The following is a 21960-nucleotide window of genomic DNA, read 5'->3' as shown; positions in this document are numbered from 1 at the left end:
GACCGGCCCGATCGGGCGCATCGTGGTCGACCGCGCCGACCCCACCCAGCACTCCTGGCGGAGGGCCGGCGAACGGCTCGGAGCGAGGTCAGTCCAGGAAGGCGGCCACCTCGGTCCGGGAGGACAGGCCGAGCTTGGTCAGGATGTGCTCCACGTGGGCGTCCGCCGTCCGCTTCGAGATGACCAGCCGTTGCGCGATCTCCCGGTTGGACAGCCCCTGAACCACCAGCGAGGCCACCTCCCGCTCGCGCGGCGTGAGCACCTCGAGCCGGCGCGGGGCACGGGGGAGCGGGGCGAGGTGTTCGCTGCCGTTCTCGGCGGCGAGGACGACCTGCTCGATCGCCGCCCGGAAGCCCTGCGCGTGCCTCTCGGCGTACCGCACGCCGCCGAGCTTGGCGTGGGCGAGGCGTTCGGCGCGCTGGTGGTGGCTCTCCATGATGGCCGTGCCGCTGAGGCGGTTGCCGCCGCCCCACTGCCACAGGCGTTCGGCGGCGCCGAGGAGCCAGGCGACCCGTTCCATGCGCCCGGTCTCGGCCGCGTGCCAGGCGAGGCCCTCCAGGCAGTACGCCAGCCCGGTGTTGTCGCCCAGGCTGATCTTGATCCGCATGCCCTCCAGCAGCGGCTCGACGCACCCGTCGAGGTCGCCGTCGCGGAAGCGGGCGATGCCGATGAGGTAGTGCAGGTAGCCCCGGACCCACTGCTCACGGCTGTGCTCGCCGAGCCGGCGCATGCCGCGCTGGCAGCTCTCCAGGGAGCGGGCGGAGTCGCCGGCCAGGTGGTGCAGGTGGCCTTCCTGGGCGTCGATGCAGACGAGGCCGAGGTGGTCGCCGATCTCCTGCATGATCTCGCGGGCCCGCGCTCCGGCGGCGGTGGCCTCGTCGAGTCGGCCGGAGAAGACCAGGGCGAGATGCCGGTAGAGGTGGAGCCGTCCGAGAAGCAGCCGGTCGCCCAGCCGTTCGGCGAGCGGGACGGCCTCGGCGAGGTCCTGGACGGCGCTGCGCGGGTCGCCCTGGAAGGCGGTGATGTAGGCGCGGACGCCCAGCGCCCAGCCGCGTTGCGGGCAGTCGCCGGGGAAGCGCTCCAGCACCCGGGCCAGCCAGTATCGGGCCTCGGTGTAGAGGCCGGAGATCTGCCAGTAGCCCCACAGGGAGATCGCCAGCTCGGCCGCCGCCTCGTCCTGGCCGGGCTCGCTCAGCGCGTACTCGAAGGCGCTGCGCAGGTTGTCGTGCTCGCGGTGCAGGGAGTGGAAGCGGGCGAGCTGGTCGTCGTCGACGAAGTGGTCGCTGAAGTGCCGGGCCAGCGTGGCGTACCGGGCGATGTGCCGGGCGCGGACGCCGCTCTCCTCGCCGCTCTGGGCCAGCTTCTCGGCCCCGTACTCCCGGATCGTGTCCAGCGCCCGGTAGACGGCGTCGTCGTCGTCCGCCCGGACCACGATCGACTTGTCCACGAGCCCGATCAGCGTCTCCATGATCTCGTGCCGCCCCAGCTCGCCGCCGGAGCAGACCTCCTCGACCGCGGACAGCTCGAACGGCCCGGCGAAGATCGACAGCCTGGCCCACAACATCCGCTCGCGCGGGGTGCAGAGCTCGTAGCTCCAGTCGATCGTGGTGCGTAAGGTCTGATGCCGCGGCAGCGCCGTACGCCTGCCTCCGGTGAGCAGCCGGAAGCGGTCCTCCAGCCGGTTGATGAGCTGATCCAGAGGTACGGCCCGCAGCCGGACGGTGGCCAGCTCGATCGCGAGCGGGATGCCGTCGAGGCGGCGGCAGAGCGCGATGACGCGCTCGCGGTTGTCGTCGGTGATCTCGAAGCCGGGCACCACGGTCGCCGCGCGTTGCGCGAACAGCTCGACCGCGTCGTCGGTGCCGGCCCGCCCCTGGTCCGAGTCGGGCACGGGCAGCGGCGGGAGCGGGCAGGTGTGCTCGCCGGGCACGTCCAGCGGCTGGCGGCTGGTGGCCAGGACGGTGACCCGCGAGGTCTCGCGCATCAGTATGTCGGCGAGCATCGCGCAGTGGTCCACGAGGTGCTCGCAGGTGTCCAGGATGATCAGCAGATGCCGCTGCTGCAGATGGTCGAGCAGGGCGTCGAGCTGGGATTCCCCGGTCTGCTCCGGGAGGCCGAGCGCGGCGGCGACGGTGTGCGGGAGCAGCTCGGGATCCCGCAACCCGGACAGCTCGACCAGGCAGACACCGTGGTCGAACGCGTCCTTCTGACCGGCGGCCGCGCGGAGCGCAATGCGCGTCTTCCCCACCCCGCCCGGGCCCACCACCGTGATCATCCTGGCCCGGACGATCAGCTCGGACAGCTTCTCGAGCTCGGCTTTCCGGCCCACGAAGCCGGTGACCTCGACCGGCAGGCCGCCAGGGCGCCGCCGGATCATGCTGAACGTCATGTCCCTCCCCTACCTAGACGCATCGTACGCACTACACCACGACGAGTAGTGACGAATCGGATATCTCGTGAAGGGAAGTCGGTAGGTGAATAGGTAGGGCACACCGATGCGCCGGGCGGGCCGAAACGGGGATGCTCGAAGGGCCGGCACGCAGGTCCGGTCTACGCGCGGCGGCCGGGACTGGTGGTTTTGGAGGGGCACCGTCCCGGTCGCTGAACGTCAGTGGGTGCGGTCGACCGGGATGCGCTCGCCGGTGTGGCTGTCCACCGCCAGGAACCGGCCCCGCCCGCCGGGCTCCACCGGCACCCGCAGCGAGGCGACACCCTCGGACACGCTCACCGGCACCACCGTCGCCTGCTCGTGCCGGGCGCCGCCCTCGTGCACCCACACCCGCAGCCGGTGCCCCTTCTGCCGCACCAGGACCTCGGCCCGCGCGCACTCCCCGGCCGCCGCCGGCCACGACAACGTCAGGTGCTCGTGCCACACCTGTCCCCGCAGCGGCGCCGGGAACCGTTCCGCGCACGCCGCCGGGGGAGCGGGCGCGGGCCGTACGGCAAGCACGACCGGGGCGGTCGGCGGGGAGGGGAGCGCGATGGTGGCGGCCTCCAGCAGGCCGAGAGTCAGGACGGCGGCCACCTTGGCGAGCGCGCGGCCCCTGACCAGGAACCAGAGCGCGAGCGGAGCGAGCACGAGCCAGGCGACGCCGAGTGCGGGCATGAGCATGGGAGATCCTCGGATGCGGCGTGAGAGTCGTTTACCCTCGGTATTAGCTCACATCCGGAGCGTGATCGCCGGGTTAACCGGCTCATGGCCCGCCCATGGCCCACTCCGCACCTTGCACGCGCGATGGTCAGGCGTTGACCGGGGCGCCTTCCAGTACGGCTCCCGCCGCGTCGAGCTCGGCCAGCGCGTGGTCGGTGGTCTCGCGGGCGACGCCGGCGGTCAGGTTGAGCAGGACGCGGGTGGCGAAGCCGTTCTTGATCGCGTCGAGCGCGGTCGCGCGGACGCAGTGGTCGGTGGCGATGCCGACCACGTCCACCGTGTGGACGCCGTGCTCGCGCAGCCACTCCGCCAGCGGCACGCCGTCGCCCGAGGTGCCCTCGAAACCGCTGTAGGCGGCGCTGTGCGCGCCCTTGCTGAAGACCTCCTCCACCGCGGCGACGTCGAAGGCCGGGTGGAAGTCGGCGCCCGGGGTGCCGGCCACGCAGTGCGCCGGCCAGGTGTCCACGTAGTCGGGCTCGGCGGCGAAGTGCTTGCCGGGGTCGATGTGGTAGTCGCGGGTGGCGACCACGTGGCCGTAGGGGTGGTCGGCGACGTGCCGGGTGATCCTCGCGGCCACCTCGGAGCCGCCGGTCACCGGAAGGCTGCCGCCCTCACAGAAGTCGTTCTGCACGTCGACGATGATCAGCGCGGTGCTCACCCCTCCGACTCTACGCCCCCACCCGCCGCCACCCCCGCCGCGCCCCGCCGCGGAAAGAGCCCACAGGGGTGCGCCGGGGAGGTGGGTGGCCTCCCACCGAGACGGGCCTCCGAAACGGTGGCGGGCCGGTCAGCGGTCCTCCGGGAGGAGAGGGCGTGGGTCAGATGAACTCGGTGGGGATGGCGGCGTAGCCACGGGCCAGGTGGAGGGCGTCCAGGGGAAGGGTGGCGACGGCGTCGCGGTGGCGGGCGCGGGCGGCTTCGAGCGGCTCGGCCCCCACGACCTCGCCGTCCCGGACGAGCGGGTGCAACAGCGGGACACCGCCCTCGGGCGCCACCCCCGAGGTGCTGACCACCTCGGTCTCGTAGCGCCCGGCGGAGTCGAGCACGCGGTAGGCCTCCTTGCGCCCCCCGCGCGAAGGCTTGCCGACCGAGCGCTTGGCGACCGGCTCCAGGGCGCCGCCGGCGGTCTCGCGGGCGACCAGCTTGTAGACCAGCGCCGCCGTGGGCACGCCGGAACCGGTGACGACGGAGGTGCCCACGCCGTACCCGTCGACCGGGGCGGCGGCGAGCGCGGCGATGGCGTACTCGTCGAGGTCGGAGGTGACCAGGATGCGGGTGGCGTGGGCGCCGAGCGAGTCGAGCTGCGCCCGCACCTCCTGCGCGGCCACGGCCAGGTCGCCGGAGTCGATGCGCACCGCGCCCAGCTTGGGCCCGGCGAGCTCGATCGCGGTACGGACCGCCGACGGCACGTCGTAGGTGTCGACGAGCAGGCTCGTCCCCGGCCCGAAGGAGGCGATCTGCGCCTCGAAGGCGGCCCGCTCGGAGTCGTGCAGCAGGGTGAAGGCGTGCGCGGCGGTGCCCGCGGTCGGCACGCCGTACTGCTTGCCGGCCATGAGGTTGGAGGTGGAGGCGAAGCCGGCGAGGTAGGCGGCGCGGGCGGCGGCGACGGCGGCGCGCTCGTGCGTGCGGCGCGAGCCCATCTCGATGATCGGCCGCCCGGCGGCGGCGTTGGTCATGCGGGAGGCGGCGGAGGCGATGGCGCAGTCGTGGTTGAGCGTCGAAAGGATCATCGTCTCCAGCAGCACCGCCTCGGCGAAGGTGCCCTCGACGACCATGATGGGCGAGGCGGGGAAGTAGACGTCGCCCTCGCGATAGCCGTCCACATTTCCGGAAAACCGGTAATCGGCGAGAAACGCCAGAGTCTGCTCGTCCACGATGGCGTGCTCGCGGAGGAAGGCGAGCTCCTCATCCCCGAAACGGAACCCGGCCAGCGATTCGAGCACCCGGCCGGTACCCGCAACCACCCCATACCGCCGCCCTCCGGGCAGGTGCCGGGCGAAGACTTCGAAGATCGCCCGGCGATGGGCGGCCCCGCTGCGCAACGCCGCCTGCAACATCGTCAGCTCATAGTGATCTGTGAGCAACGCAGTGCTCATACCTGGCCCCAAGGTCATAGTCACGAGTCGAGACTACGGCCCAGATAGGGCAGACTCGGGGATGTGGGTAGCACCGCTCCAATCGCCGTCGAGCGCCCGTCATCGGACGTTCGGCCCGATCTGCCGTGGGTGACCATCGTCTGGAACGACCCGGTGAACCTGATGTCGTATGTGACCTATGTCTTCCAGACCGTGTTCGGCTACACCAAGGAAAAGGCCGAGAAGCTCATGATGGACGTGCATCAGAAGGGCAAGGCCGTCGTCTCCAGCGGCTCGCGTGAAGAGATGGAACGCGATGTGCAGATTCTTCACTCCTACGGCCTGTGGGCGACACTCCAGCAGGATTCGGTCCACTGACATGAGCTCCGGGTTCAAGGCACGCCGCGGGGGCGGGGTCATCGCCAGCTTCGAGCCGGCCGAGGCCTCCATCCTGCGCTCCCTGGTCACGATGGTGCTGGGCATGGTCGAGCCGGCCGAGCAGAGCGACGACCCGCTGGAGCGCGCGCTGAGCATGGGCTCCAGCGAGGTGCCGAGCGACCCGGTGCTGGCGCGGCTGTTCCCGAGCGCGTACGCCGACGTGGAGCAGGCGGCGGAGTTCCGGCGCTACACCGAGACCTCGTTGCGCGAGGCCAAGCGGGCCGACGCGCAGACCATGCTGGACACCGCCCGCGCCGGCCGCACCGAGCTGACGCCGGAGCAGGCGCAGGCGTGGCTGCGCTCGCTGAACGACGTGCGGCTGACCCTCGGCACTCGGCTCGAGGTCACCGAAGAGGTGCACGAGGAGATCGCCACCATGTCGGAGGACGATCCCCGCTACCCCGCCTACGTCATGTACGACTGGCTGACCTACCTGCAGGACACCCTGGTTCGCGCTCTTTGGTAGCTTCCAGCCATGCTGGAGATCTCGCAGGAGCTGGTGGACAAGATCGTGGCCCACGCGCGCCGGGACCACCCGGACGAGGCGTGCGGGGTCATCGCGGGGCGTAACGGCGTGCCCGAGCGGTTCGTCGAGATGGAGAACGCCGAGCGTTCGCCCACCTTCTACCGGTTCGACTCGATGGAGCAGTTCAAGGTCTGGCGGGAGATGGACGACCGGGACGAGGAGCCGGTGGTCATCTACCACTCGCACACCGCCACGGAGGCCTACCCCTCGCGCACCGACGTGAGCTACGCCTCCGAGCCCGAGGCGCACTACGTGCTGGTCTCGACGCGGGACGAGAAGGACGTGGAGTTCCGGTCCTTCCGCATCGTGGACGGGGTCATCACCGAGGAAGAAGTCCGGATAAACTAGCCGGTATGAGGAGCCCAGCCGTGGTACAGAGCTTCCTCTTCGCGCACACTCCCTCTGTCGTCGTCTACGACTGTCGCTAAGGCGAAATACCCGACACCGTAGGCAAGTTTCACGACATATGGAGAAGAGTCATGGCCGTTGAAGTCCGTATTCCGACCATCCTGCGCACCTACACCGACGGCGCCAAGGCCGTCTCCGCCGAGGGCGCGACCCTCGACGAACTGATCTCCGACCTTGAGGCCAACCACCCCGGCCTCAAGGCCCGCCTGGTCGACCAGGGCGCGCTGCGCCGCTTCGTCAACGTCTATCTCAACGACGAGGACGTGCGCTTCCTCGGCGGCCTGGGCACGCCGGTCACCGACGGCGACACCGTGACGGTCCTGCCGGCCGTGGCCGGAGGCATGCGCTAGCCATGCGCTTCGACTCGTTGATCGACTCGGTCGGTCGCACCCCCCTCGTCGGGCTGCCCAGGCTCTCGCCCTCCCAGGACGTCCGGATCTGGGCCAAGCTGGAGGACCGCAACCCGACCGGGTCGATCAAGGACCGGCCCGCGCTCTGGATGGTCGAGCAGGCCGAGAAGGACGGCCTGCTCACCCCCGGCTGCACGATCCTTGAGCCCACCAGCGGCAACACCGGCATCTCGCTGGCCATGTCGGCCAAGCTCAAGGGCTACAAGCTGATCTGCGTGATGCCGGAGAACACCTCGGAGGAGCGCCGCCAGCTCCTGCGCATGTGGGGCGCGGAGATCATCTCCTCCCCGGCCGCGGGCGGCTCCAACGAGGCCGTCCGGGTGGCAAAGGAACTCGCGGCCCAGAACCCGAGCTGGGTCATGCTCTACCAGTACGGCAACCCGGCCAACTGGCGCTCCCACTACGAGAGCACCGGCCCGGAGATCCTCGCCGACCTGCCCACCGTCACCCACTTCGTCGCCGGCCTCGGCACCACCGGCACGCTCATGGGCGTCGGACGCTACCTGCGCGAGCAGGTGCCGTCGGTCCAGATCGTCGCCGCCGAGCCGCGTTACGGGGAGCTGGTGTACGGCTTGCGCAACGTGGACGAGGGCTTCATCCCCGAGCTGTACGACGAGTCGGTGCTGACCACGCGCTTCTCCGTCGGCTCCGGCGACGCGCTGCGCCGTACCCGCGAGCTGCTGGCCGCCGAGGGTATCTTCGCCGGCATCTCCACCGGCGCCGCCCTGCACGCCGCGCTCGGCATGGCGGCCAAGGCGGTCAAGGCGGGGGAGCGGGCCGACATCGCGTTCGTGGTGGCGGACGGCGGGTGGAAGTACCTGTCGACCGGAGCCTACGAGGGCACCCTCGACGAGGCGGAGGACCGCCTCGAAGGCCAGCTCTGGGCCTGACCCGGGCACTCGGACACAGGTGGTCAGACGGCGGCCTCGATGGAGATGCCGTCGATGATGACGTTCTGCCGCTCCTCCCGCCGGACGGGCAGCCGGCCGGCCACGGGCTCGATCGCGACGCGGTCGGGCCCGTCCTGGTAGACGCGCAGCCCGTCGAGGTCCACCTCGACCTCGGGCGTCGTGTAAGAGCCGCGCAGGACCTCGCGCACGCTCGCCTCGCGCACCGGCCCGGGAGCCCCGGGCGCGCGGGTGATCACGGCGTGCCCGTCGGGGTAGAGCTCGACCAGCCGCGGATGCGTGCTCTCGGCCAGGACCAGCCCGGCCGCCGCCGCACCGGCCAGCTCCACCAGGTCGGTGCGCCGCCAGCCGTAGCTCCACACCCCGGCCGCGACCGGCGCCACCTCCTCGACCGGCCCGGTGACCACGACGTCCACGCGCCGCGCCAGCGCCTCGGCCAGCGGCCGGGCACGGGCGGGGCCGTCGCTGACGTACGCGGCCCGGCCGCCCAGGCGGGCGACGGTGTCCGCGCAACGCGCGCGGGGGGTGCCGGCCGCGTCGACCAGGACGCGCACGCGGGCGGACAGGCAGGCGGCCAGCAGCTCCACAGGCAGCACCGACCACTCGCCGGCCAGCACGTCGATGGGGGCGAAACCGGTCCAGCCCTTGAAGCAGCCGATCCTGAGCACAGGTTTTATCTGATCTATTACCAGCAGTCATAAACCTTGTCAGACGTTGACTTCCCAGCTCACGGGCAAAGAAAACGGCCGCTCCCCCGAATCGGGGAAGCGGCCGCCGCGCGGGAGGGCGCGTCAGTTGAACAGCACTCGGAGCGAGAAGCTGGTGGTGTCGTCGGTCTGCGCGCTGCTGATGCCGACCGCGCGGAGCACCTCGGCGTTCGCCTTGGCGTCGCCTTCCAGGCTCTTCAGGTAGAACTTCTCCACCTTGTCGAGGTCGACGAAGATGGCGTAGGTGGCCTCGCCGGCGCTCGGGATGGCGGTCTGGAAGGTCTCGCTGTCGCCCAGCGCCCCCTCGGCGTTGAGCGCCTTGGCGTACTCCTCGCTGGAGGCGATGGTCAGGACGCCGTCGCCGGGGACCTTGGCCAGTTCCGGCACGGCGGTACCGGTGTCGGAGATCATCTTCTGGATCTTGTCGAGCAGCGCCTGCGCCTTGCCCGGGTCGGTGGCGATGCGGAGGCCGACCTTGGGCTTGTCGCTGTCGAGGCCCTCGGCGTCGGCGACGACGGTCAGGTTCTTGCCCAGCAGCGTCGCCAGGTCGTCCGGCAGGGTGAGACCGGCCTGCTGCTTGAAGGACTCGATCATCTGGGTCGCCTCGGGGCCCGCGGCGGCCAGCGACTTCTCGTAGATGCCCCAGTACTTGGTGATCATCTGGTCCAGGCCGGAGATGGAGACCGCGCCGGCGGTGGTGGCCGGCAGTTTGGTGAGGTCGGCCTTGACCAGGTCGCCCTCGGTCTTGAAGTCGGCGCCGCGCACCATGCCGGTCAGCTCGGCGAAGCCGCTGTCGAAGCGGAGCGCGCCGATCAGGCTGGCGTTCTTGAGCTGGTCGGCCATGGCCTTCTGCTCGGCCGGGATGGTCTCGCCGGCCAGGTCCATGACCTTGCCGAAGTCGGCCCAGAAGGAGAGCACGCCGTCGCCGTCGAGCGCGGCCAGGTCGGCGGTGTACTTGGCGTTCTCCGACAGGCGGGAGCCGGTGGCGTACTTGTCGGCGTTGGCCTGCGTGTCGGTCAGGATCGCGTAGTCGTCACGGAAGGCCAGGCCGTACTCGCCGTCCTTGCCGATCAGCTTGGCGATGCCGGCCTTGGCGGCCTCCTGGTCGCTCACCTGCACCGCGACCGCGAAGCCGGGCTCGCCGCCGGCCTGCGCCGGGGGCAGCACCGCGGCGCCGAGACGGTCGCCGAGCCACGGCTCGACGTCCTTGGCGTAGTCGATGCCCTTCAGCCCGCCGCTGTCCTTCTGGATCGCGTCGAAGATGGACTTGCGAGGGTTCTCCTCGCTGTACTTGCCCTTGGTGACGGTGAACTTGTTGGAGATCGCCAGGAGCGCGGCCTTCTGGCCGGCGTCCGGGTTCAGGTCGAAGCGCACATATCCGACGGAGTTGCCGGGAAGCACCTCGTGAGGCTGAGTGCCGCCGCCCAGGATGCCGCTGGAGACCACCGCGTAGGCGCCGCCGCCCAGCAGGATCACCGCCAGTGCCGCCGCGATGGCGACGATCCAGCCCCTGCCGCCCTTCTTGGCGGGCGGCTCGGCGGGGCCGCCGAAGTCGACCGGGCCCTGCTGGTGCCAGCCCGGCTGGGGCTGGGCCGGGGCGCCGTACTGCGGCTGCTGACCATACTGGGGCTGCTGCTGGCCGTACTGCTGCTGCCCGTACTGCGGTTGCTGGCCGTACTGGGGCTGCTGGCCATACTGCTGCTGGCCGCCGTACTGGGGCTGCTGCGGCTGCCCGTACTGCGGTTGCTGGCCGTACTGCGGCTGCTGTCCATACTGAGGCTGCTGCTGGCCGTACTGCTGGCCGCTCTGCAGGGGCATGGTCGGTGGGTTCTCGGGCTGCTGCCCCTGCTCCCAGCGGTATGCCACGGTGGGGTCATGGTCCCGGCCGTGACCGGGGGGATTGGTTGCAGACATCACTCAACTCACAAAGTGGACTTATCGACCACACGTAAGTTAGCTGATGTTGCTTTACCTTTGCTTGCAGTCCGCTAGACGCGCTCGAGGTCCTTGCGCGAGCCCTTGATGTGCACTTCTCCGTCCCCGTAGGCGTCGACGATCTCCCACGGCACGTAGGTGCACCGCGCATAGAGGACCTTCGTCGCAAGCCGGGAGATCCACCCGAAACTCCCGTCCGGCTCGGGGGTGACGCTCAGCAGCCAGGGCGCCCGGTTGGCCGAGACGAGCAGTCCCATGAGGGTGTGGCTCTGCAGCCCGGTGTCCCGGCTCCGCTTGACCCGTACGTCCACGATGTGGCCCACCCAGACGCCGTGCGCGTCCCATACCGACTGCCCCATTAGCTCCTTGACCCCCGTCATGCGCCTGACTGTGCCACGTTTCCGCAGGTAGACAGGTGGATGACCCGATGCCGTAGAGTATGTCTTTACTAGAATAAAATTCGGGAGTGTGGGATGACCAAGTTCGACGAAGCGACCCAGGCGATCAGGGTGGACGAGCACACCTACGACGTCTGCCTCGACCCTGGCTACTCGATCGGCGGCCCGCTGAACGGCGGCTACCTCATGGCCGTGCTCCTGCGCGCCGTGGTCGACGCCTCGCCGCACGCGCACCCGGTGAGCACCACCACCCAGTTCCTCAAGGCGCCCACGCCCGGACCCGCCCGCGTCCACGTGGAGCAGCTCCGGGCCGGCAGGACCGCGGCCTTCCACCGGGCCAGCCTGGTCAAGGACGGCGTCACCCAGCTCGAGGCCCTGGTGACCAGCGCGACGCTGCCCGCCGAGCAGGAGGTCGTCTACGCCGAACCGGCCGGCCCGGCCCTGCCCCCGGTCGAGGAGTGCCTGCGGCTGCCCGACCCCAAGCCCGAGTCGGGCATGACGCTCAACGCCCAGATGGACCTGCGGTTCGACCCGCCGAGCATCGGCTGGCTGCGCGGCGAGCCCACCGGCCGCCCCGAGTCGCGGGCCTGGTTCCGGATGGCCGAGCCGCAGGACCCCGACCCGTTCGTGCTGGCCCTCGCCGTCGACGCGCTCCCGCCGGTCGTCTTCTCCGCCGGGCTGCGCGGCTGGGCGCCGACCGTCGACCTCACCTGGCACCTGCGCGCCCTGCCCGCGCCGGGCTGGCTGAGCCTGTCCGGCAGCGGCCGGCTGATCGCCGACGGCTGGTTCGACGAGGAGGTCGAGGTCAGAGACGCCACCGGGAAACTGGTGGCCCAGTCGCGCCAGCTGGCTCGCGTGGGTCGCGGCTGACCTCCCTATACGTGCAGAAACGCCTGATGGTTGTGAGGATTCTTACGCTGACCGGCCGCTGAACCTCCCCTACAGTCGGAGGCGTGTCACAGGGGAGCATCGGCATCTTCGACAGCGGGGTAGGCGGACTGACGGTCGCCAGGGCGATCATCGACCAGCTGCCCCACGAGTCCATCACCTACGTGGCCGACACGGCGCACTTCCCGTACGGTCCCAAGCGGATCGCCGAGTTGCGCGCCTACGCCCTCGAGGTGATGGACCACCTCGTCGAGTCGGACGTGAAGATGCTCGTCATCGCCTGCAACAGCGCCAGCTCGGCGGTGTTGCGGGACGCGCGCGAACGGTACGACATGCCCGTCGTCGAGGTCATCCAGCCGGCGACGCGGCGTGCCGTACGGGCCACCAGGAACGGCCGGGTCGGGTTGATCGCCACCCAGGCCACCATCAGCTCCCTGGCCTACCAGGACGCCTTCGCCGCCGCACCCGACGTCGCCCTCACCGGCGTGGCCGCCCCACGCCTGGTGGAGTACGTCGAGCGCGGCGAGACAATGAGCGAGGAGCTCATCGAGGCGGTCCGCGGCTACCTGGACCCCATCCGGGACGCCGGGTGCGACACCCTGATCCTGGGGTGCACGCACTACCCGCTGCTCACCGGCGCCATCTCCTACGTCGCCGGCGACGGGCTCACGCTCGTGTCCAGCGCGGACGAGACCGCCAAGGACGTCTACCGCATCCTGCACGACCGCGGCCTCGCGGCCGGACCCGGCGCCACCCCCCGGCACCGCTTCCGCGCCACCGGAGACTCCGCTCTCTTCGCCCAGCTCGGGCGACGCTTCCTCGGCCCGGAGATCGAAGCGGTCGAACTCGCACCTGTGGGGGGAAGTACTCCGAACGGGAGGCCCCTATGAAATTGACGATCGTCGGTTGCTCCGGCAGTTTTCCGGGCCCCGACAGCCCCGCGTCCTGTTACCTGCTGGAAGCCGGCGGCTTCCGGCTCCTGCTCGACTTCGGCAGCGGCTCGCTGGGAGCGCTCCAGCGGCACATCGGCCTGTACGACGTGGATGCGATCATGCTGTCGCACCTGCACGCCGACCACTGCCTCGACCTGTGCGGCTACCACGTCGCCCGCACCTACGGGCCGGCCGCGCCGTACCCGCGGGTGCCGGTCTACGCGCCCGCCGACGCCCCGCAACGGCTCGCCGCCGCCTACGGCATGCCGGACGAGCCCGGGCTGGAGACCGCCTTCGACTTCATCCCGCTCTCCCCCGGCTCCTTCTACGTCGGTCCCTTCACCGTCACCGCCGCCCTGGTCAACCACCCCGTCGAGGCGTACGGCTTCCGCGTCGCCCACGACGGCCGGGCGATCGCCTACTCCGGCGACACCGGACGCTCCGAAGCTTTGGTGAAGCTGGCCGACGGGGTCGATCTGATGCTCTGCGAGGCGTCGATGCTGGACCGCCCCGACCTGCCGACCGACCTGCACCTGACCGGCCGGTGGGCGGCCGAGCACGCCGCCGCGGCCGGGGCCGAACGGCTCGTGCTCACCCACCTGGTGCCCTGGCACCCGCGCGAGCGCGTCCTGGAGGACGCCGCCCGAGGCGGCTACGACGGCCCGGTCGAGCTGGCCGTCAGCGGCGCGGTCTACGACCTGACCTGAGCCTCGTCGAAGTCGCGCATCTTCACCAGCGGCGACCACAGGATGGGCAGCGCCGCCAGCACCTTCCCGGTCATCAGCACCCACAGCGCCCCTCGCACGCTGAGCTGCGTGGCCAGGAACCCGCCCAGCAACCCGCCCAGCGGCACCATGCCCCAGGTCAGGAACTGGGTGGCGGCGTTGACCCGGCCGAGCAGGTGGGGCGGGGTGACGCTCTGCCGGTAACTGGTGGCCCCGATGCCGAACAACGTCATGCCGAAGGTGATCACGGCCGAGGTGATCAGGTAGAAGCTCACCCGCCAGTCGGCCTCGGTCATCGGCAGCAGCAACGCGAACGGCGAGGTGACGAGCAACGGGATCCAGCTGATCCGGGCGGCTCCGAAGCGGGCGACGAGCCGGCGGCCGAGCAGCCCGGACAGCACGCCGCCGATGCCGCCGCCGACCAGCACCAGGCCGATGACGCCCGGCGCCAGGTGCACGGTCTCGGCCAGGAAGAGCACGCCGAGCGCGAGCACGCCGCTGACGAACAGCGTGGTGGCGGTGTGCACGAGCACGTTCACCCGCATGATCGGCTCGCGGAGGATGAAGGAGACGCCCTCGCCGATGTCGCGGGCCAGGCCGCGGCTCTTGCGGGGCTGCGGGAGCGGGTCGGCCGCCTTGATCCGGGTCAGCGCGACGGCCGAGCCGAGCGCCGAAAGGGCGATGACCGCCATGGTCAGCGGGGCGCCGATGATCTGGACGATGGCGCCGCCGATGGTCGGGCCGCTGCCGAAGCCGACGCTCCTGACCACCTGCAGCTTGCTGTTGCCGTCGGGGAGCGACTCCTTCGGCACGAGATCGGGCAGGTAGGTCTGGTCGGCGACGTCGTTGAGCACCTGCGCGCAGCCGACCAGGAGCGCTATGCCGTACAGGGCGAGCATGCTCAGCCCGCCCACCGCCCACAGCAGGGGGATCAGGGCGAGCAGCACGAATCTGGCCGAGTCGGTGACGACCAGCACCCGGCGGCGGCGCACCCGGTCCACCCAGACACCCGCGGGCAGCCCGAGTAAGAGATACGCGACGCTCTGCGCGGCGGCCAGGAGGCCGACCTCCAACGGGGAGGCGTGGAGTGACAGCACGGCGACGAGCGGCAGGGCCACCCTCGCCACGTTGGCTCCCGTCTCGTTCAATATGTGGGAGGTCAGGAAGAGGCGGAAATCGGGGTTCCGCAACACCCCCGTTGTCATTGCGTAAGGATCCCTGTGATTATGCCGGTCGGTCAAGACCGATCTGCCGTGGAGATAGGCTGATCTGCATGTCTCGACAGGATGGGCGCACCCCGGACCAGCTCCGACCGATCACCATCACGCGTGACTGGCTGGCGCACGCAGAGGGCTCCGTGCTGGTGGAGTTCGGCGGCACCAAGGTGCTGTGCGCCGCGTCCGTCCAGGACAGCGTGCCGCGCTGGCGCAAGGGTAGCGGCCTGGGTTGGGTGACGGCGGAGTATTCGATGCTGCCGCGGGCCACCAACACCCGCAACGACCGCGAATCGGTCAAGGGCCGCATCGGCGGGCGCACCCACGAGATCTCCCGGCTCATCGGCCGCTCGCTGCGGCCCTGTGTCGACCTGAAGAAGCTGGGCGAAAACTCCATCGTCCTCGACTGCGACGTGCTCCAGGCCGACGGCGGCACCCGCACCGCCGCGATCACCGGCGCCTACGTCGCGCTGGCCGACGCCATCGCCTGGATGCGCAAGCGGCGGATGACCCCCGGCGACCCGCTCGTCGACTCGGTCTCCGCGGTCTCGGTCGGCGTCATCGGCGGGGTGCCGATGCTCGACCTGTGCTACACCGAGGACGTCTCCGCCGAGACGGACATGAACGTCGTGATGACCGGCTCGGGCACCTTCGTCGAGGTGCAGGGCACCGCCGAGGGCGCGCCGTTCGACCGCAAGGCCCTCGACCAGTTGCTCGACCTGGCCGTGCTGGGCTGCGCCGAGCTCGCCGAGAAGCAGAAGGAGGCGCTGCGCTGATGCGGATCGTGCTCGCCACCCGCAACGCCGGGAAGATCGCCGAGCTGCGGCGGATCCTGGCCGGGTTCGACATCGTCGGCCTGGAGGAGTTCCCCGAGATCGGTGACATTCCCGAGACCGGGCTCACCTTCGCCGAGAACGCGCTGATCAAGGCGCATGCCGTGGCGCGCGCCTCCGGGCTGCCGGCGGTCGCCGACGACTCCGGGCTCTGCGTCGACGCGCTCAACGGCATGCCGGGCGTCTTCTCGGCCCGGTGGTCCGGCAAGCACGGCGACGACCAGGGGAACCTCGACCTGCTGCTCGCGCAGATCTCCGACGTGGCCGCCGAGCACCGGGGCGGCCGGTTCGTCTGCGCCGCCGCGCTCGCGCTGCCCTCCGGGGAGGAGCGGGTGGTCGAAGGGGTGCTGGAGGGCGAGGTCATCTTCGCGCCGCGGGGGAGCGGGGGGTTCGGGTACGACCCGATCTTCGTGCCCGAGGGGGAGAGCCGGACCACCGCCGAGCTCACCGCCGCCGAGAAGGACGCGATCAGTCACCGGGGGCGGGCCTTCCGGGCGTTGTCGCCGATCGTCGCCGAGGTGCTCGCGCCGTAAGGGGTGCGTAAGAACCCCGGTCGCCCGGCGGGCGTAGCGTTCGGAGCGTGGACACCTCTTCTGACGGTTCCGGCCGGGGCTCGTCCGGCGTTCCCGGGCTGGGCTCTTCTGGCGGTTCCGGCCTGGGCTCTGCTGTCGTTCCCGCCTGGGCTGGAGCGCTCGCCGGGCTCTGTGCCGCGCTGGTCGCGCTCGGCGTCGCGCAGCTTGTCGCCGGGTTCACCGCGCCGGCCGCCTTTCCGGTCATCGCCGTCGGGGACGCGCTCGTCGACGCGGCGCCCGCGCCGGTCAAGGACTGGGCCATCCGCACCTTCGGCGAGAACGACAAGCCGGTGCTGGTCGCGGGCGTCTTCGTGGTGCTCCTGGCCGTGGCCGCCGGGCTCGGGATCCTCGCCCGTCGCAAGCTCTGGTACGGCGGAGCCGGCCTGGCCCTGCTCGGGCTGGCCGGTGGCGCCGCCGTCCTGACCCGTCCGGACGCCGGGCAGTTCGACGTGCTGCCCACCCTGGTCGGCTTGCTCGCCGGCTACTGGACGCTCAAGTGGCTCCTCGGCCGGGCCACGACGACCACCACCACTGCGGTTGAGTCGGCCGAGCAGCCGCCGGTGCAATGGGCACCTGGGATGGAGCTCAGCTTCGACCGGCGCCGGCTGTTCACCGGGGCGGGCGGCGCGGTGGTCGTCGCCGGGGCGGGCGCGGCCCTGGGCCGGGCCTGGTCGACCGGCGACGGCGTGGAGAGCGCCCGGCGGAGCCTCACCCTGCCCGCCGCCGCCTCCCCGGCAGGACCGCTCCCGGCCGGCGTGGACCTCAAGCTGCCCGGCCTGACCCCGTTCGTCACCCCGAACCAGGACTTCTACCGCGTCGACACCGCGCTGATCGTCCCCCGGGTGGACCCGGCCGAGTGGCGGCTGCGCATCCACGGCCTGGTGGACCGCCCGATCGAGCTGACCTACGACGACCTGCTCAAGCGCCCCCTGACCGAGGCCGACATCACGCTGACCTGCGTGTCCAACGAGGTGGGCGGGCCGTACGCCGGGAACGCCCGGTGGCTCGGCGTCCCGATGGCCGACCTGCTGCGCCAGGCGGGCGTGGCCGCCGGGGCCGACATGCTGCTGTCCACCTCCCAGGACGGCTGGACCTGTGGCACCCCGCTGGACGTGGTGCTGGACGGCCGCGACGCGTTGTTCGCCGTCGCCATGAACGGCGAGGTGCTGCCGGTCACGCACGGTTTCCCGGTCCGCCAGGTGGTGCCCGGCCTGTACGGCTACGTCTCGGCCACCAAGTGGGTGGTGGACGTGAAGGTGACCCGCTTCGACCGGGACGAGGCCTACTGGACGCCCCGCGGCTGGTCGGCGCGTGGCCCGATCAAGACCCAGTCCCGCATCGACCTGCCCCGCGACGGCGCCCAGCTCCCCAAGGGCCGGACGAAGATCGCCGGGGTGGCCTGGGCCCAGCACAAGGGTGTCGAGGCGGTCGAGGTGCGCATCGGCGGCGGCCCCTGGCAGCAGGCCCGCCTGGCCGCGACGCCCGGCCCGGACACCTGGCGGCAGTGGGAGCTCGACTGGGACGCCGTGGCGGGGACGCACACCATCGAGGTGCGCGCCACCGACGCCACGGGCTACACCCAGACCCCGCAGCGGGCCGAACCGGCGCCCGACGGGGCGGCCGGCTGGCACGCGGTGCGGGTGTCCGTGCTGGCCTGACCCTACTTGAGGCCGGTCAGCGTGATCCCGCGCACGAAGTAGCGCTGGCTGAACAGGAAGAGCACCGCCGTCGGGATGAACAGCACCACCGCCCCGGCGGCGGTCAGGTGCCACAGGATGAACTCCTCCTGGGCGAACAGCGTCAGGCCGACCGGCACGGTCCGCATCTCCTGGGTGGAGGTCGCCACCAGCGGCCACAGGAACTCGTTCCACTGGTGCACGAAGGTGAACAGCGCCAGCACCGCGAGCGCCGGCTTGAGCTGCGGCAGGATCACCTGGGCGTAGACCCGCAGCTCGGAGGCCCCGTCGATGCGGGCGGCGTGCAGCAGGTCGTCCGGGATGGGCTGGATGAACTGCCGGCACAGGAAGATCCCGAAGGCGTCCATCAGGAACGGGGTGATCAGCCCCTGGTAGGTGTCCAGCCAGCCCAGGTTCGCCATCGTCACGTACAGCGGGATCATCCGGATGAAGAACGGGATCATCATCGTGCCGAGCACCGCGACGAAGAGCGTCTCCTTGAACGGGAAGCGGAACTTGGCGAAGGCGTAGCCGACCAGCGGATCCAGCAGCACGTGCGCCAGCGAGATGGTCCCGGCCACGATCAGGCTGTTGAGGATGAACTGCCCGAACGGCGCCTTGTCGAAGATCGTCGAGTAGTTCTGCCACTGCGGCTCGGCCGGCCACAGCACCGGCGTGCCCTGCATGGTCTCGGCCTGCGTCTGCAGCGACAGCGAGACCATGTAGAGCAGCGGGAAGAGGGCGACCAGGCCCACGGCCACCAGCACCGTGTAGCCGGCCAGCCGGGCGGGGAGCCTCACAGCGTCACCTCCTTCTTCTTGCCCGCCCGCAACTGCACGACGGTGACCGCGACGATCACCAGCAGGAGCAGGAAGGACATGGCGCTCGCGTAGCCGAAGTTCCGCTCGTCGAAAGCGGCCCGGTAGACGTGCAGGATGGACAGGTTGGTCGCGCCGGCCGGCCCGCCCTCGGTGATCAGGTACGGCAGCCCGAACATCTGCAGCCCGCCGATCACCGCCATGATCGACACGAAGACCGTGGTCGGCGCGAGCAGCGGCAGCGTCACGTGCCGGAAGCGCCGCCAGGCCCCGGCCCCGTCGATCAGCGCCGCCTCGTGGAACATCTGCGGGATGCCCTGCAGCCCCGCCAGGAAGATGACCATGACGTACCCGGTCTGCGACCAGAGTTGCACCCCGATCAGCGTCAGCAGCGGGCTCTCGGTCAGCCAGTTCTGCGCCGGCAGCCCCAGCGAACCCAGCAGCCGGTTGAGGATGCCGAAGTTGGGGTTGAGGATGTTGCGCCACATCAGCCCGACCACCACGACCGAGGTGAGGTGCGGCACGAGCAGCAGCGCCCGGAACAGCACCCGCCCGCGCAGGTTCTGGTTGAGCAGCAACGCCAGCGCGAGCCCCAGCACCACCGCCCCCACGGTCACCCCGAGCGTGAAGCCCACGGTGACCAGGAAGGAGTGGCGCACCGTCGGGTCGGCCAGCGCGCGGCTGAAGTTGCCGAGCCCGACGAACTGGTCGGCCCGCACGCCGGTCATCGTGCTGGTGGCCAGCACGTTGCCGATCGGCAGGTAGAAGAAGAGCGCGAAGAAGACCAGCGCCGGCGTGATGAACAGCAGGGCGGTGCGGGCGTAGCGCCGTTGGAGCCCGCCGGTCATGACCCGAGGACGGTCTTGGCGGCGGTCTGGAACTCGGCGTAGGCCTCGGCGGCCGGCACGTTCTGGATCAGCACGCTCTGGTAGAGCTTCTTGAACGGCTCCTCCAGCTCAGGGGCCTTGCCGGTGGCGCGCAGGTCCACGCTGAAGTCGCTGGCGTACCCGAGCCCGGCCGAGAAGCCCTTGATCACCGGGTCGGCGGCGACCTCGGGCGTCCGGACCCACGACTTGCGCGGCATCAGCATCGCCGCCTCCTTGGTGGCGGCCCGCTCGGTCTCCAGGGCGGTCAGCCGCTTGATCAGGTCCCAGGCCAGGTCGGGGTTCTTGGCCTTGGCCGGGATGAAGATCGAGGCGCCGGCGGCGTAGGTGGCCTGGGTGGCGTGCTTCAGGGCGGGGGCGATGGCGAACTTGAGGGCGGGGGCGGCCTCGCGGATGGGTTTGATGTCCCACGGGCCGGTGAAGATGATCGCCGCGCGGCCGGCGGTGAAGAGCTTCTGCGGCTCGGTGTAGTCGGTGGTGGCGGTCGGGACCGGGGCGACCTTGTGCTTGTGGACCAGGTCGGCCAGGAACTGCAGCGCCTCGATCGCCTTGTCGGCGGGGGCGAGCACCTGCTTGGTCTGCGGGTCGTAGTACTTCACGCCGTTCTGGAGCAGCCAGTTGGTGGCGTAGTCGGTGGCCGGGGCGAGGGCTACGCCGTACTGGCCGTCCTTGGTGAGCTTCTTGGCCGCCTCGACCAGCTCGTCCCAGGTGGTGGGGAAGGTGGTGACGCCGGCGGCGGCCAGCAGGTCGGTGTTGTAGACGGGCAGGTTGGCGGTCAGGTGGAGCTGGACGCCGTAGAGCTTGCCCTCGTGCGAGTTGCGCTCGACGGTGGCCGGCTGCCAGTCGGCGGGGATGCCCGAGGCGGCGCCGTCCTTGTCCACGAAGGGCTGCAGGGACAGCACGTCGCCTGAGACGGCGAACTGCTTGACCCCGCCCCAGCCCTCCTCGACCAGGTCGGGGACGGTGCCGGCGGCCAGGTCGGCGGCCAGCCGGGTGCGCAGGTCGGGCCAGGCGAACTTCTGCAGGTTGACCTCGACGCCGTGCGCCTTGGCGAAGTCGTCGAAGACCTGCTGGTAGGCGGCGTAGCCGTGGCCGTTGTTCCAGTAGACGGTGACGGTCTTCCGCGCGCCCTGCTCGGTGGCGGGTGCGCCGGAGCAGGCGGCCAGCAGGGCGCCGCCGACGGCCATGCCGAGGATGCGGAGGGGGAGCTTCATGGGGGTGCCTTTCCAGCGAGGAGCGAGAAAGGCCGAAACCTGGAGGTGGCGCGGGTGCCGTCGCGCGGTGAGGCGGGACGCTAGCACGGGGCCGAGGCGGCGTGCAACTATGCTACATTTCCTATCGACTTAATGGGTTAAACGTTCTGATAACGACGCTTGACCCGGCTCAGTTAAACGATTAACAATCCTGCGGAAGCCGATTCCTGGAGATCTCCGGCATGGTGCCCAGAGGCCTGAGATCATGAACTGCGATGAGAAGGAGTGATGTGCCGCCCAAGGCCACCGTGCGCGACGTCGCACAACTCGCCGGCGTCTCGGTGGCGACCGTCTCCTACGTGCTCAACGACCGCGACGCCAGCCGCGCCCGGCCGGAGACCCGGCAACGGGTGCTGGACGCCGCCGCGCAGCTCGGCTACACCCCCAGCTTCACCGCCCGCGGCCTGCGGCGTGGCCGGACCGAACAGGTCTACGTCGTGCCCCGCTGGCCCGGTTCCCCCTTCGCCGCCGCCCTCGCCCACGACCTGGCGACCGAGGCGCAGCGGCACCGCTACTCCACCGCCATGTTCGTCCAGGGCGACTGGCTGGCCCACCTGGGCCGGCGCATCGCCGACGGCGCCGCCGTCGACCTGTGGCACCGCAACGACTTCGACCAGACCAGCCTGTCGCCGCTCGTGGAGATGGGGCTGGCGCTGCTGGTCTTCGGCAACGAGATCGAGCCCGACGGCATCGACGTGGTGCGCAGCAACGAGCAGGAGGCCTGCGAGCAGGCCGTGCGGCACCTCGTGGCCGCCGGGCACCGCCGCATCGCCCTGCTGTGCCGCCGGCCGTACGAGCGGGAGGAGGGCTATCGCCCCATCCGCTTCGAGGCCTACGCCGGGGTGCTGGGCGAGGTGGACGAGCGCCTGGTCCGGCACACCGACGGCTCGTGGGAACGCGCCTACGAGGTGACGACCGAGCTGCTCACCCGGCCCGACCGGCCGACGGCGCTGTTCGCGCTGAGCGACTCGGCCGGCATCGCCGCCTCCTGGGCCGCCGCGCGGCTCGGCCTGCGGGTGCCGGACGACCTGGCCATCATCGCCGTCGGCGGCGTGCGCGACAGCGGCGCCACCGGCCTCACCTTCGTCGAACCCGACCGCACCGACTTCGCCGTGGAGGCCGGCGCGCTCTTCGAGCGCCTGGCCGAACCGGGACCCGGCCGGGTGATCTTCCGGAACTGGAGCCTCGTCCACCGCGGCTCCGCCTGAC

General features: G+C 70.9%; 23 protein-coding genes. 12 read left to right on the top strand and 11 right to left on the bottom strand.

Translation table 11 applies throughout. From position 1 onward, the window contains the following. Window positions 1–88 precede the first annotated feature (88 nt). The 4 genes from ACIBG7_RS01075 to ACIBG7_RS01060 form a co-directional block, all read right to left on the bottom strand. Window positions 89–2389: an ATP-binding protein gene (locus ACIBG7_RS01075; RefSeq protein ID WP_397334768.1), complete on the bottom strand. Its 2301-nt coding sequence runs from the start codon at window positions 2387–2389 to the stop codon at window positions 89–91. 219 nt (window positions 2390–2608) lie between these two features. After that, window positions 2609–3112, bottom strand: a complete 504-nt coding sequence (locus ACIBG7_RS01070) for a hypothetical protein (protein ID WP_397334767.1) — start codon at window positions 3110–3112, stop codon at window positions 2609–2611. A gap of 127 nt (window positions 3113–3239) precedes the next feature. After that, a complete protein-coding gene (locus tag ACIBG7_RS01065; RefSeq protein ID WP_357917738.1) occupies window positions 3240–3809 on the bottom strand; it encodes a nicotinamidase in 570 nt (189 codons plus the stop codon). A 160-nt stretch (window positions 3810–3969) separates the two neighbouring features. Beyond that, window positions 3970–5247, bottom strand: coding sequence for a nicotinate phosphoribosyltransferase (locus tag ACIBG7_RS01060; protein WP_357917740.1), 1278 nt, complete (start codon window positions 5245–5247; stop codon window positions 3970–3972). Window positions 5248–5310: 63 nt separating this feature from the next. On the opposite strand from ACIBG7_RS01060, the gene clpS reads away from it, so the two are divergent. The 5 genes from clpS (at window position 5311) to ACIBG7_RS01035 (ending at window position 7898) form a co-directional block, all read left to right on the top strand. Continuing rightward, window positions 5311–5604 (top strand): ATP-dependent Clp protease adapter ClpS, encoded by a 294-nt coding sequence (gene clpS / locus ACIBG7_RS01055; RefSeq protein WP_357917741.1) that lies wholly within the window; start codon window positions 5311–5313, stop codon window positions 5602–5604. A 1-nt stretch (window position 5605) separates the two neighbouring features. Next, a complete protein-coding gene (locus ACIBG7_RS01050) occupies window positions 5606–6130 on the top strand; it encodes a DUF2017 domain-containing protein (protein WP_397334766.1) in 525 nt (174 codons plus the stop codon). A gap of 9 nt (window positions 6131–6139) precedes the next feature. Beyond that, window positions 6140–6538 carry a M67 family metallopeptidase gene (locus ACIBG7_RS01045; RefSeq protein WP_357917747.1) on the top strand — a complete coding sequence of 133 codons (399 nt, stop codon included), beginning with the start codon at window positions 6140–6142 and terminating at the stop codon, window positions 6536–6538. Between the two features lie 131 nt (window positions 6539–6669). Then, the gene (locus ACIBG7_RS01040) at window positions 6670–6948 is read left to right on the top strand and encodes a MoaD/ThiS family protein (RefSeq protein ID WP_357917750.1); all 279 of its coding nucleotides are present in this window, start codon (window positions 6670–6672) and stop codon (window positions 6946–6948) included. A 2-nt stretch (window positions 6949–6950) separates the two neighbouring features. Continuing rightward, window positions 6951–7898: a cysteine synthase gene (locus ACIBG7_RS01035; protein ID WP_357917753.1), complete on the top strand. Its 948-nt coding sequence runs from the start codon at window positions 6951–6953 to the stop codon at window positions 7896–7898. A 23-nt stretch (window positions 7899–7921) separates the two neighbouring features. On the opposite strand, the gene ACIBG7_RS01030 is transcribed toward ACIBG7_RS01035, so the two are convergent. The 3 genes from ACIBG7_RS01030 to ACIBG7_RS01020 all read right to left on the bottom strand — a co-directional run bounded on the left by ACIBG7_RS01030 (window position 7922) and on the right by ACIBG7_RS01020 (window position 10938). Beyond that, window positions 7922–8584, bottom strand: a complete 663-nt coding sequence (locus ACIBG7_RS01030) for an acyclic terpene utilization AtuA family protein (protein ID WP_397334765.1) — start codon at window positions 8582–8584, stop codon at window positions 7922–7924. 123 nt (window positions 8585–8707) lie between these two features. Beyond that, entirely contained in the window at window positions 8708–10489 is a 1782-nt protein-coding gene (locus tag ACIBG7_RS01025) for a DUF3352 domain-containing protein (protein ID WP_397334764.1), read from the bottom strand. A gap of 122 nt (window positions 10490–10611) precedes the next feature. Continuing rightward, a complete protein-coding gene (locus ACIBG7_RS01020; protein ID WP_397334763.1) occupies window positions 10612–10938 on the bottom strand; it encodes a hypothetical protein in 327 nt (108 codons plus the stop codon). 93 nt (window positions 10939–11031) lie between these two features. On the opposite strand from ACIBG7_RS01020, the gene ACIBG7_RS01015 reads away from it, so the two are divergent. From ACIBG7_RS01015 to ACIBG7_RS01005, 3 genes are all read left to right on the top strand, one after another. After that, window positions 11032–11826, top strand: a complete 795-nt coding sequence (locus ACIBG7_RS01015) for a thioesterase family protein (RefSeq protein ID WP_357917767.1) — start codon at window positions 11032–11034, stop codon at window positions 11824–11826. Window positions 11827–11909: 83 nt separating this feature from the next. After that, on the top strand, window positions 11910–12734 hold the full coding sequence (gene murI, locus ACIBG7_RS01010) for a glutamate racemase (protein ID WP_357917769.1): 825 nt from the start codon (window positions 11910–11912) through the stop codon (window positions 12732–12734). Then, window positions 12731–13483 (top strand): MBL fold metallo-hydrolase, encoded by a 753-nt coding sequence (locus tag ACIBG7_RS01005; RefSeq protein WP_357917772.1) that lies wholly within the window; start codon window positions 12731–12733, stop codon window positions 13481–13483. Before murI ends, ACIBG7_RS01005 begins: the two co-directional genes overlap by 4 nt. On the opposite strand, the gene ACIBG7_RS01000 is transcribed toward ACIBG7_RS01005, so the two are convergent. Beyond that, window positions 13468–14706, bottom strand: coding sequence for an MFS transporter (locus ACIBG7_RS01000; RefSeq protein WP_397334762.1), 1239 nt, complete (start codon window positions 14704–14706; stop codon window positions 13468–13470). The genes ACIBG7_RS01005 and ACIBG7_RS01000 overlap by 16 nt on opposite strands. 68 nt (window positions 14707–14774) lie before the next feature. Here ACIBG7_RS01000 and rph point away from each other — a divergent pair, with 68 nt between their 5' ends. Genes rph through ACIBG7_RS00985 form a run of 3 tightly spaced genes read left to right on the top strand, consistent with a single transcriptional unit; the run spans window position 14775 to window position 17778 of the window. After that, the gene (gene rph / locus ACIBG7_RS00995; protein WP_357917778.1) at window positions 14775–15491 is read left to right on the top strand and encodes a ribonuclease PH; all 717 of its coding nucleotides are present in this window, start codon (window positions 14775–14777) and stop codon (window positions 15489–15491) included. Beyond that, complete coding sequence (rdgB, locus tag ACIBG7_RS00990; protein WP_357917781.1) at window positions 15491–16081, top strand: RdgB/HAM1 family non-canonical purine NTP pyrophosphatase; 591 nt, start codon at window positions 15491–15493, stop codon at window positions 16079–16081. The genes rph and rdgB overlap by 1 nt, the downstream gene beginning before the upstream one ends. A gap of 47 nt (window positions 16082–16128) precedes the next feature. Further along, on the top strand, window positions 16129–17778 hold the full coding sequence (locus ACIBG7_RS00985) for a molybdopterin-dependent oxidoreductase (protein ID WP_397334761.1): 1650 nt from the start codon (window positions 16129–16131) through the stop codon (window positions 17776–17778). A 2-nt stretch (window positions 17779–17780) separates the two neighbouring features. Here ACIBG7_RS00985 and ACIBG7_RS00980 read toward each other — a convergent pair whose 3' ends face one another. Genes ACIBG7_RS00980 through ACIBG7_RS00970 form a run of 3 tightly spaced genes read right to left on the bottom strand, consistent with a single transcriptional unit; the run spans window position 17781 to window position 20712 of the window. Further along, the gene (locus ACIBG7_RS00980) at window positions 17781–18596 is read right to left on the bottom strand and encodes a carbohydrate ABC transporter permease (protein ID WP_357917787.1); all 816 of its coding nucleotides are present in this window, start codon (window positions 18594–18596) and stop codon (window positions 17781–17783) included. Then, the gene (locus ACIBG7_RS00975; protein WP_397334760.1) at window positions 18593–19462 is read right to left on the bottom strand and encodes a carbohydrate ABC transporter permease; all 870 of its coding nucleotides are present in this window, start codon (window positions 19460–19462) and stop codon (window positions 18593–18595) included. The genes ACIBG7_RS00980 and ACIBG7_RS00975 overlap by 4 nt, the downstream gene beginning before the upstream one ends. Next, window positions 19459–20712: an ABC transporter substrate-binding protein gene (locus ACIBG7_RS00970; RefSeq protein WP_397334759.1), complete on the bottom strand. Its 1254-nt coding sequence runs from the start codon at window positions 20710–20712 to the stop codon at window positions 19459–19461. Before ACIBG7_RS00970 ends, ACIBG7_RS00975 begins: the two co-directional genes overlap by 4 nt. Window positions 20713–20966: 254 nt before the next feature. Here ACIBG7_RS00970 and ACIBG7_RS00965 point away from each other — a divergent pair, with 254 nt between their 5' ends. Continuing rightward, window positions 20967–21959: a LacI family DNA-binding transcriptional regulator gene (locus ACIBG7_RS00965; RefSeq protein WP_357917794.1), complete on the top strand. Its 993-nt coding sequence runs from the start codon at window positions 20967–20969 to the stop codon at window positions 21957–21959. Window position 21960 lies beyond the last annotated feature (1 nt).

Source organism: Nonomuraea sp. NPDC050328 (assembly GCF_044459405.1).
GTDB lineage: Bacteria > Actinomycetota > Actinomycetes > Streptosporangiales > Streptosporangiaceae > Nonomuraea.
Note: the sequence above shows the minus strand (reverse complement) of the source record. Positions and strands in the feature narration are given on the sequence as shown.

Bases quoted from the DNA above. Each gene is read 5' to 3' on its own strand.
- ACIBG7_RS01075 (WP_397334768.1), bottom strand. From the start codon at position 2,389: ATGACGTTCAGCATGATCCGGCGGCGCCCTGGCGGCCTGCCGGTCGAG.
- ACIBG7_RS01070 (WP_397334767.1), bottom strand. From the start codon at position 3,112: ATGCTCATGCCCGCACTCGGCGTCGCCTGGCTCGTGCTCGCTCCGCTC.
- ACIBG7_RS01060 (WP_357917740.1), bottom strand. From the start codon at position 5,247: ATGAGCACTGCGTTGCTCACAGATCACTATGAGCTGACGATGTTGCAG.
- ACIBG7_RS01050 (WP_397334766.1), top strand. From the start codon at position 5,606: ATGAGCTCCGGGTTCAAGGCACGCCGCGGGGGCGGGGTCATCGCCAGC.
- ACIBG7_RS01045 (WP_357917747.1), top strand. From the start codon at position 6,140: ATGCTGGAGATCTCGCAGGAGCTGGTGGACAAGATCGTGGCCCACGCG.
- ACIBG7_RS01040 (WP_357917750.1), top strand. From the start codon at position 6,670: ATGGCCGTTGAAGTCCGTATTCCGACCATCCTGCGCACCTACACCGAC.
- ACIBG7_RS01035 (WP_357917753.1), top strand. From the start codon at position 6,951: ATGCGCTTCGACTCGTTGATCGACTCGGTCGGTCGCACCCCCCTCGTC.
- ACIBG7_RS01020 (WP_397334763.1), bottom strand. From the start codon at position 10,938: ATGACGGGGGTCAAGGAGCTAATGGGGCAGTCGGTATGGGACGCGCAC.
- ACIBG7_RS01015 (WP_357917767.1), top strand. From the start codon at position 11,032: ATGACCAAGTTCGACGAAGCGACCCAGGCGATCAGGGTGGACGAGCAC.
- ACIBG7_RS01005 (WP_357917772.1), top strand. From the start codon at position 12,731: ATGAAATTGACGATCGTCGGTTGCTCCGGCAGTTTTCCGGGCCCCGAC.
- ACIBG7_RS01000 (WP_397334762.1), bottom strand. From the start codon at position 14,706: ATGACAACGGGGGTGTTGCGGAACCCCGATTTCCGCCTCTTCCTGACC.
- rph (WP_357917778.1), top strand. From the start codon at position 14,775: ATGTCTCGACAGGATGGGCGCACCCCGGACCAGCTCCGACCGATCACC.
- rdgB (WP_357917781.1), top strand. From the start codon at position 15,491: ATGCGGATCGTGCTCGCCACCCGCAACGCCGGGAAGATCGCCGAGCTG.
- ACIBG7_RS00975 (WP_397334760.1), bottom strand. From the start codon at position 19,462: ATGACCGGCGGGCTCCAACGGCGCTACGCCCGCACCGCCCTGCTGTTC.
- ACIBG7_RS00970 (WP_397334759.1), bottom strand. From the start codon at position 20,712: ATGAAGCTCCCCCTCCGCATCCTCGGCATGGCCGTCGGCGGCGCCCTG.
- ACIBG7_RS00965 (WP_357917794.1), top strand. From the start codon at position 20,967: ATGAGAAGGAGTGATGTGCCGCCCAAGGCCACCGTGCGCGACGTCGCA.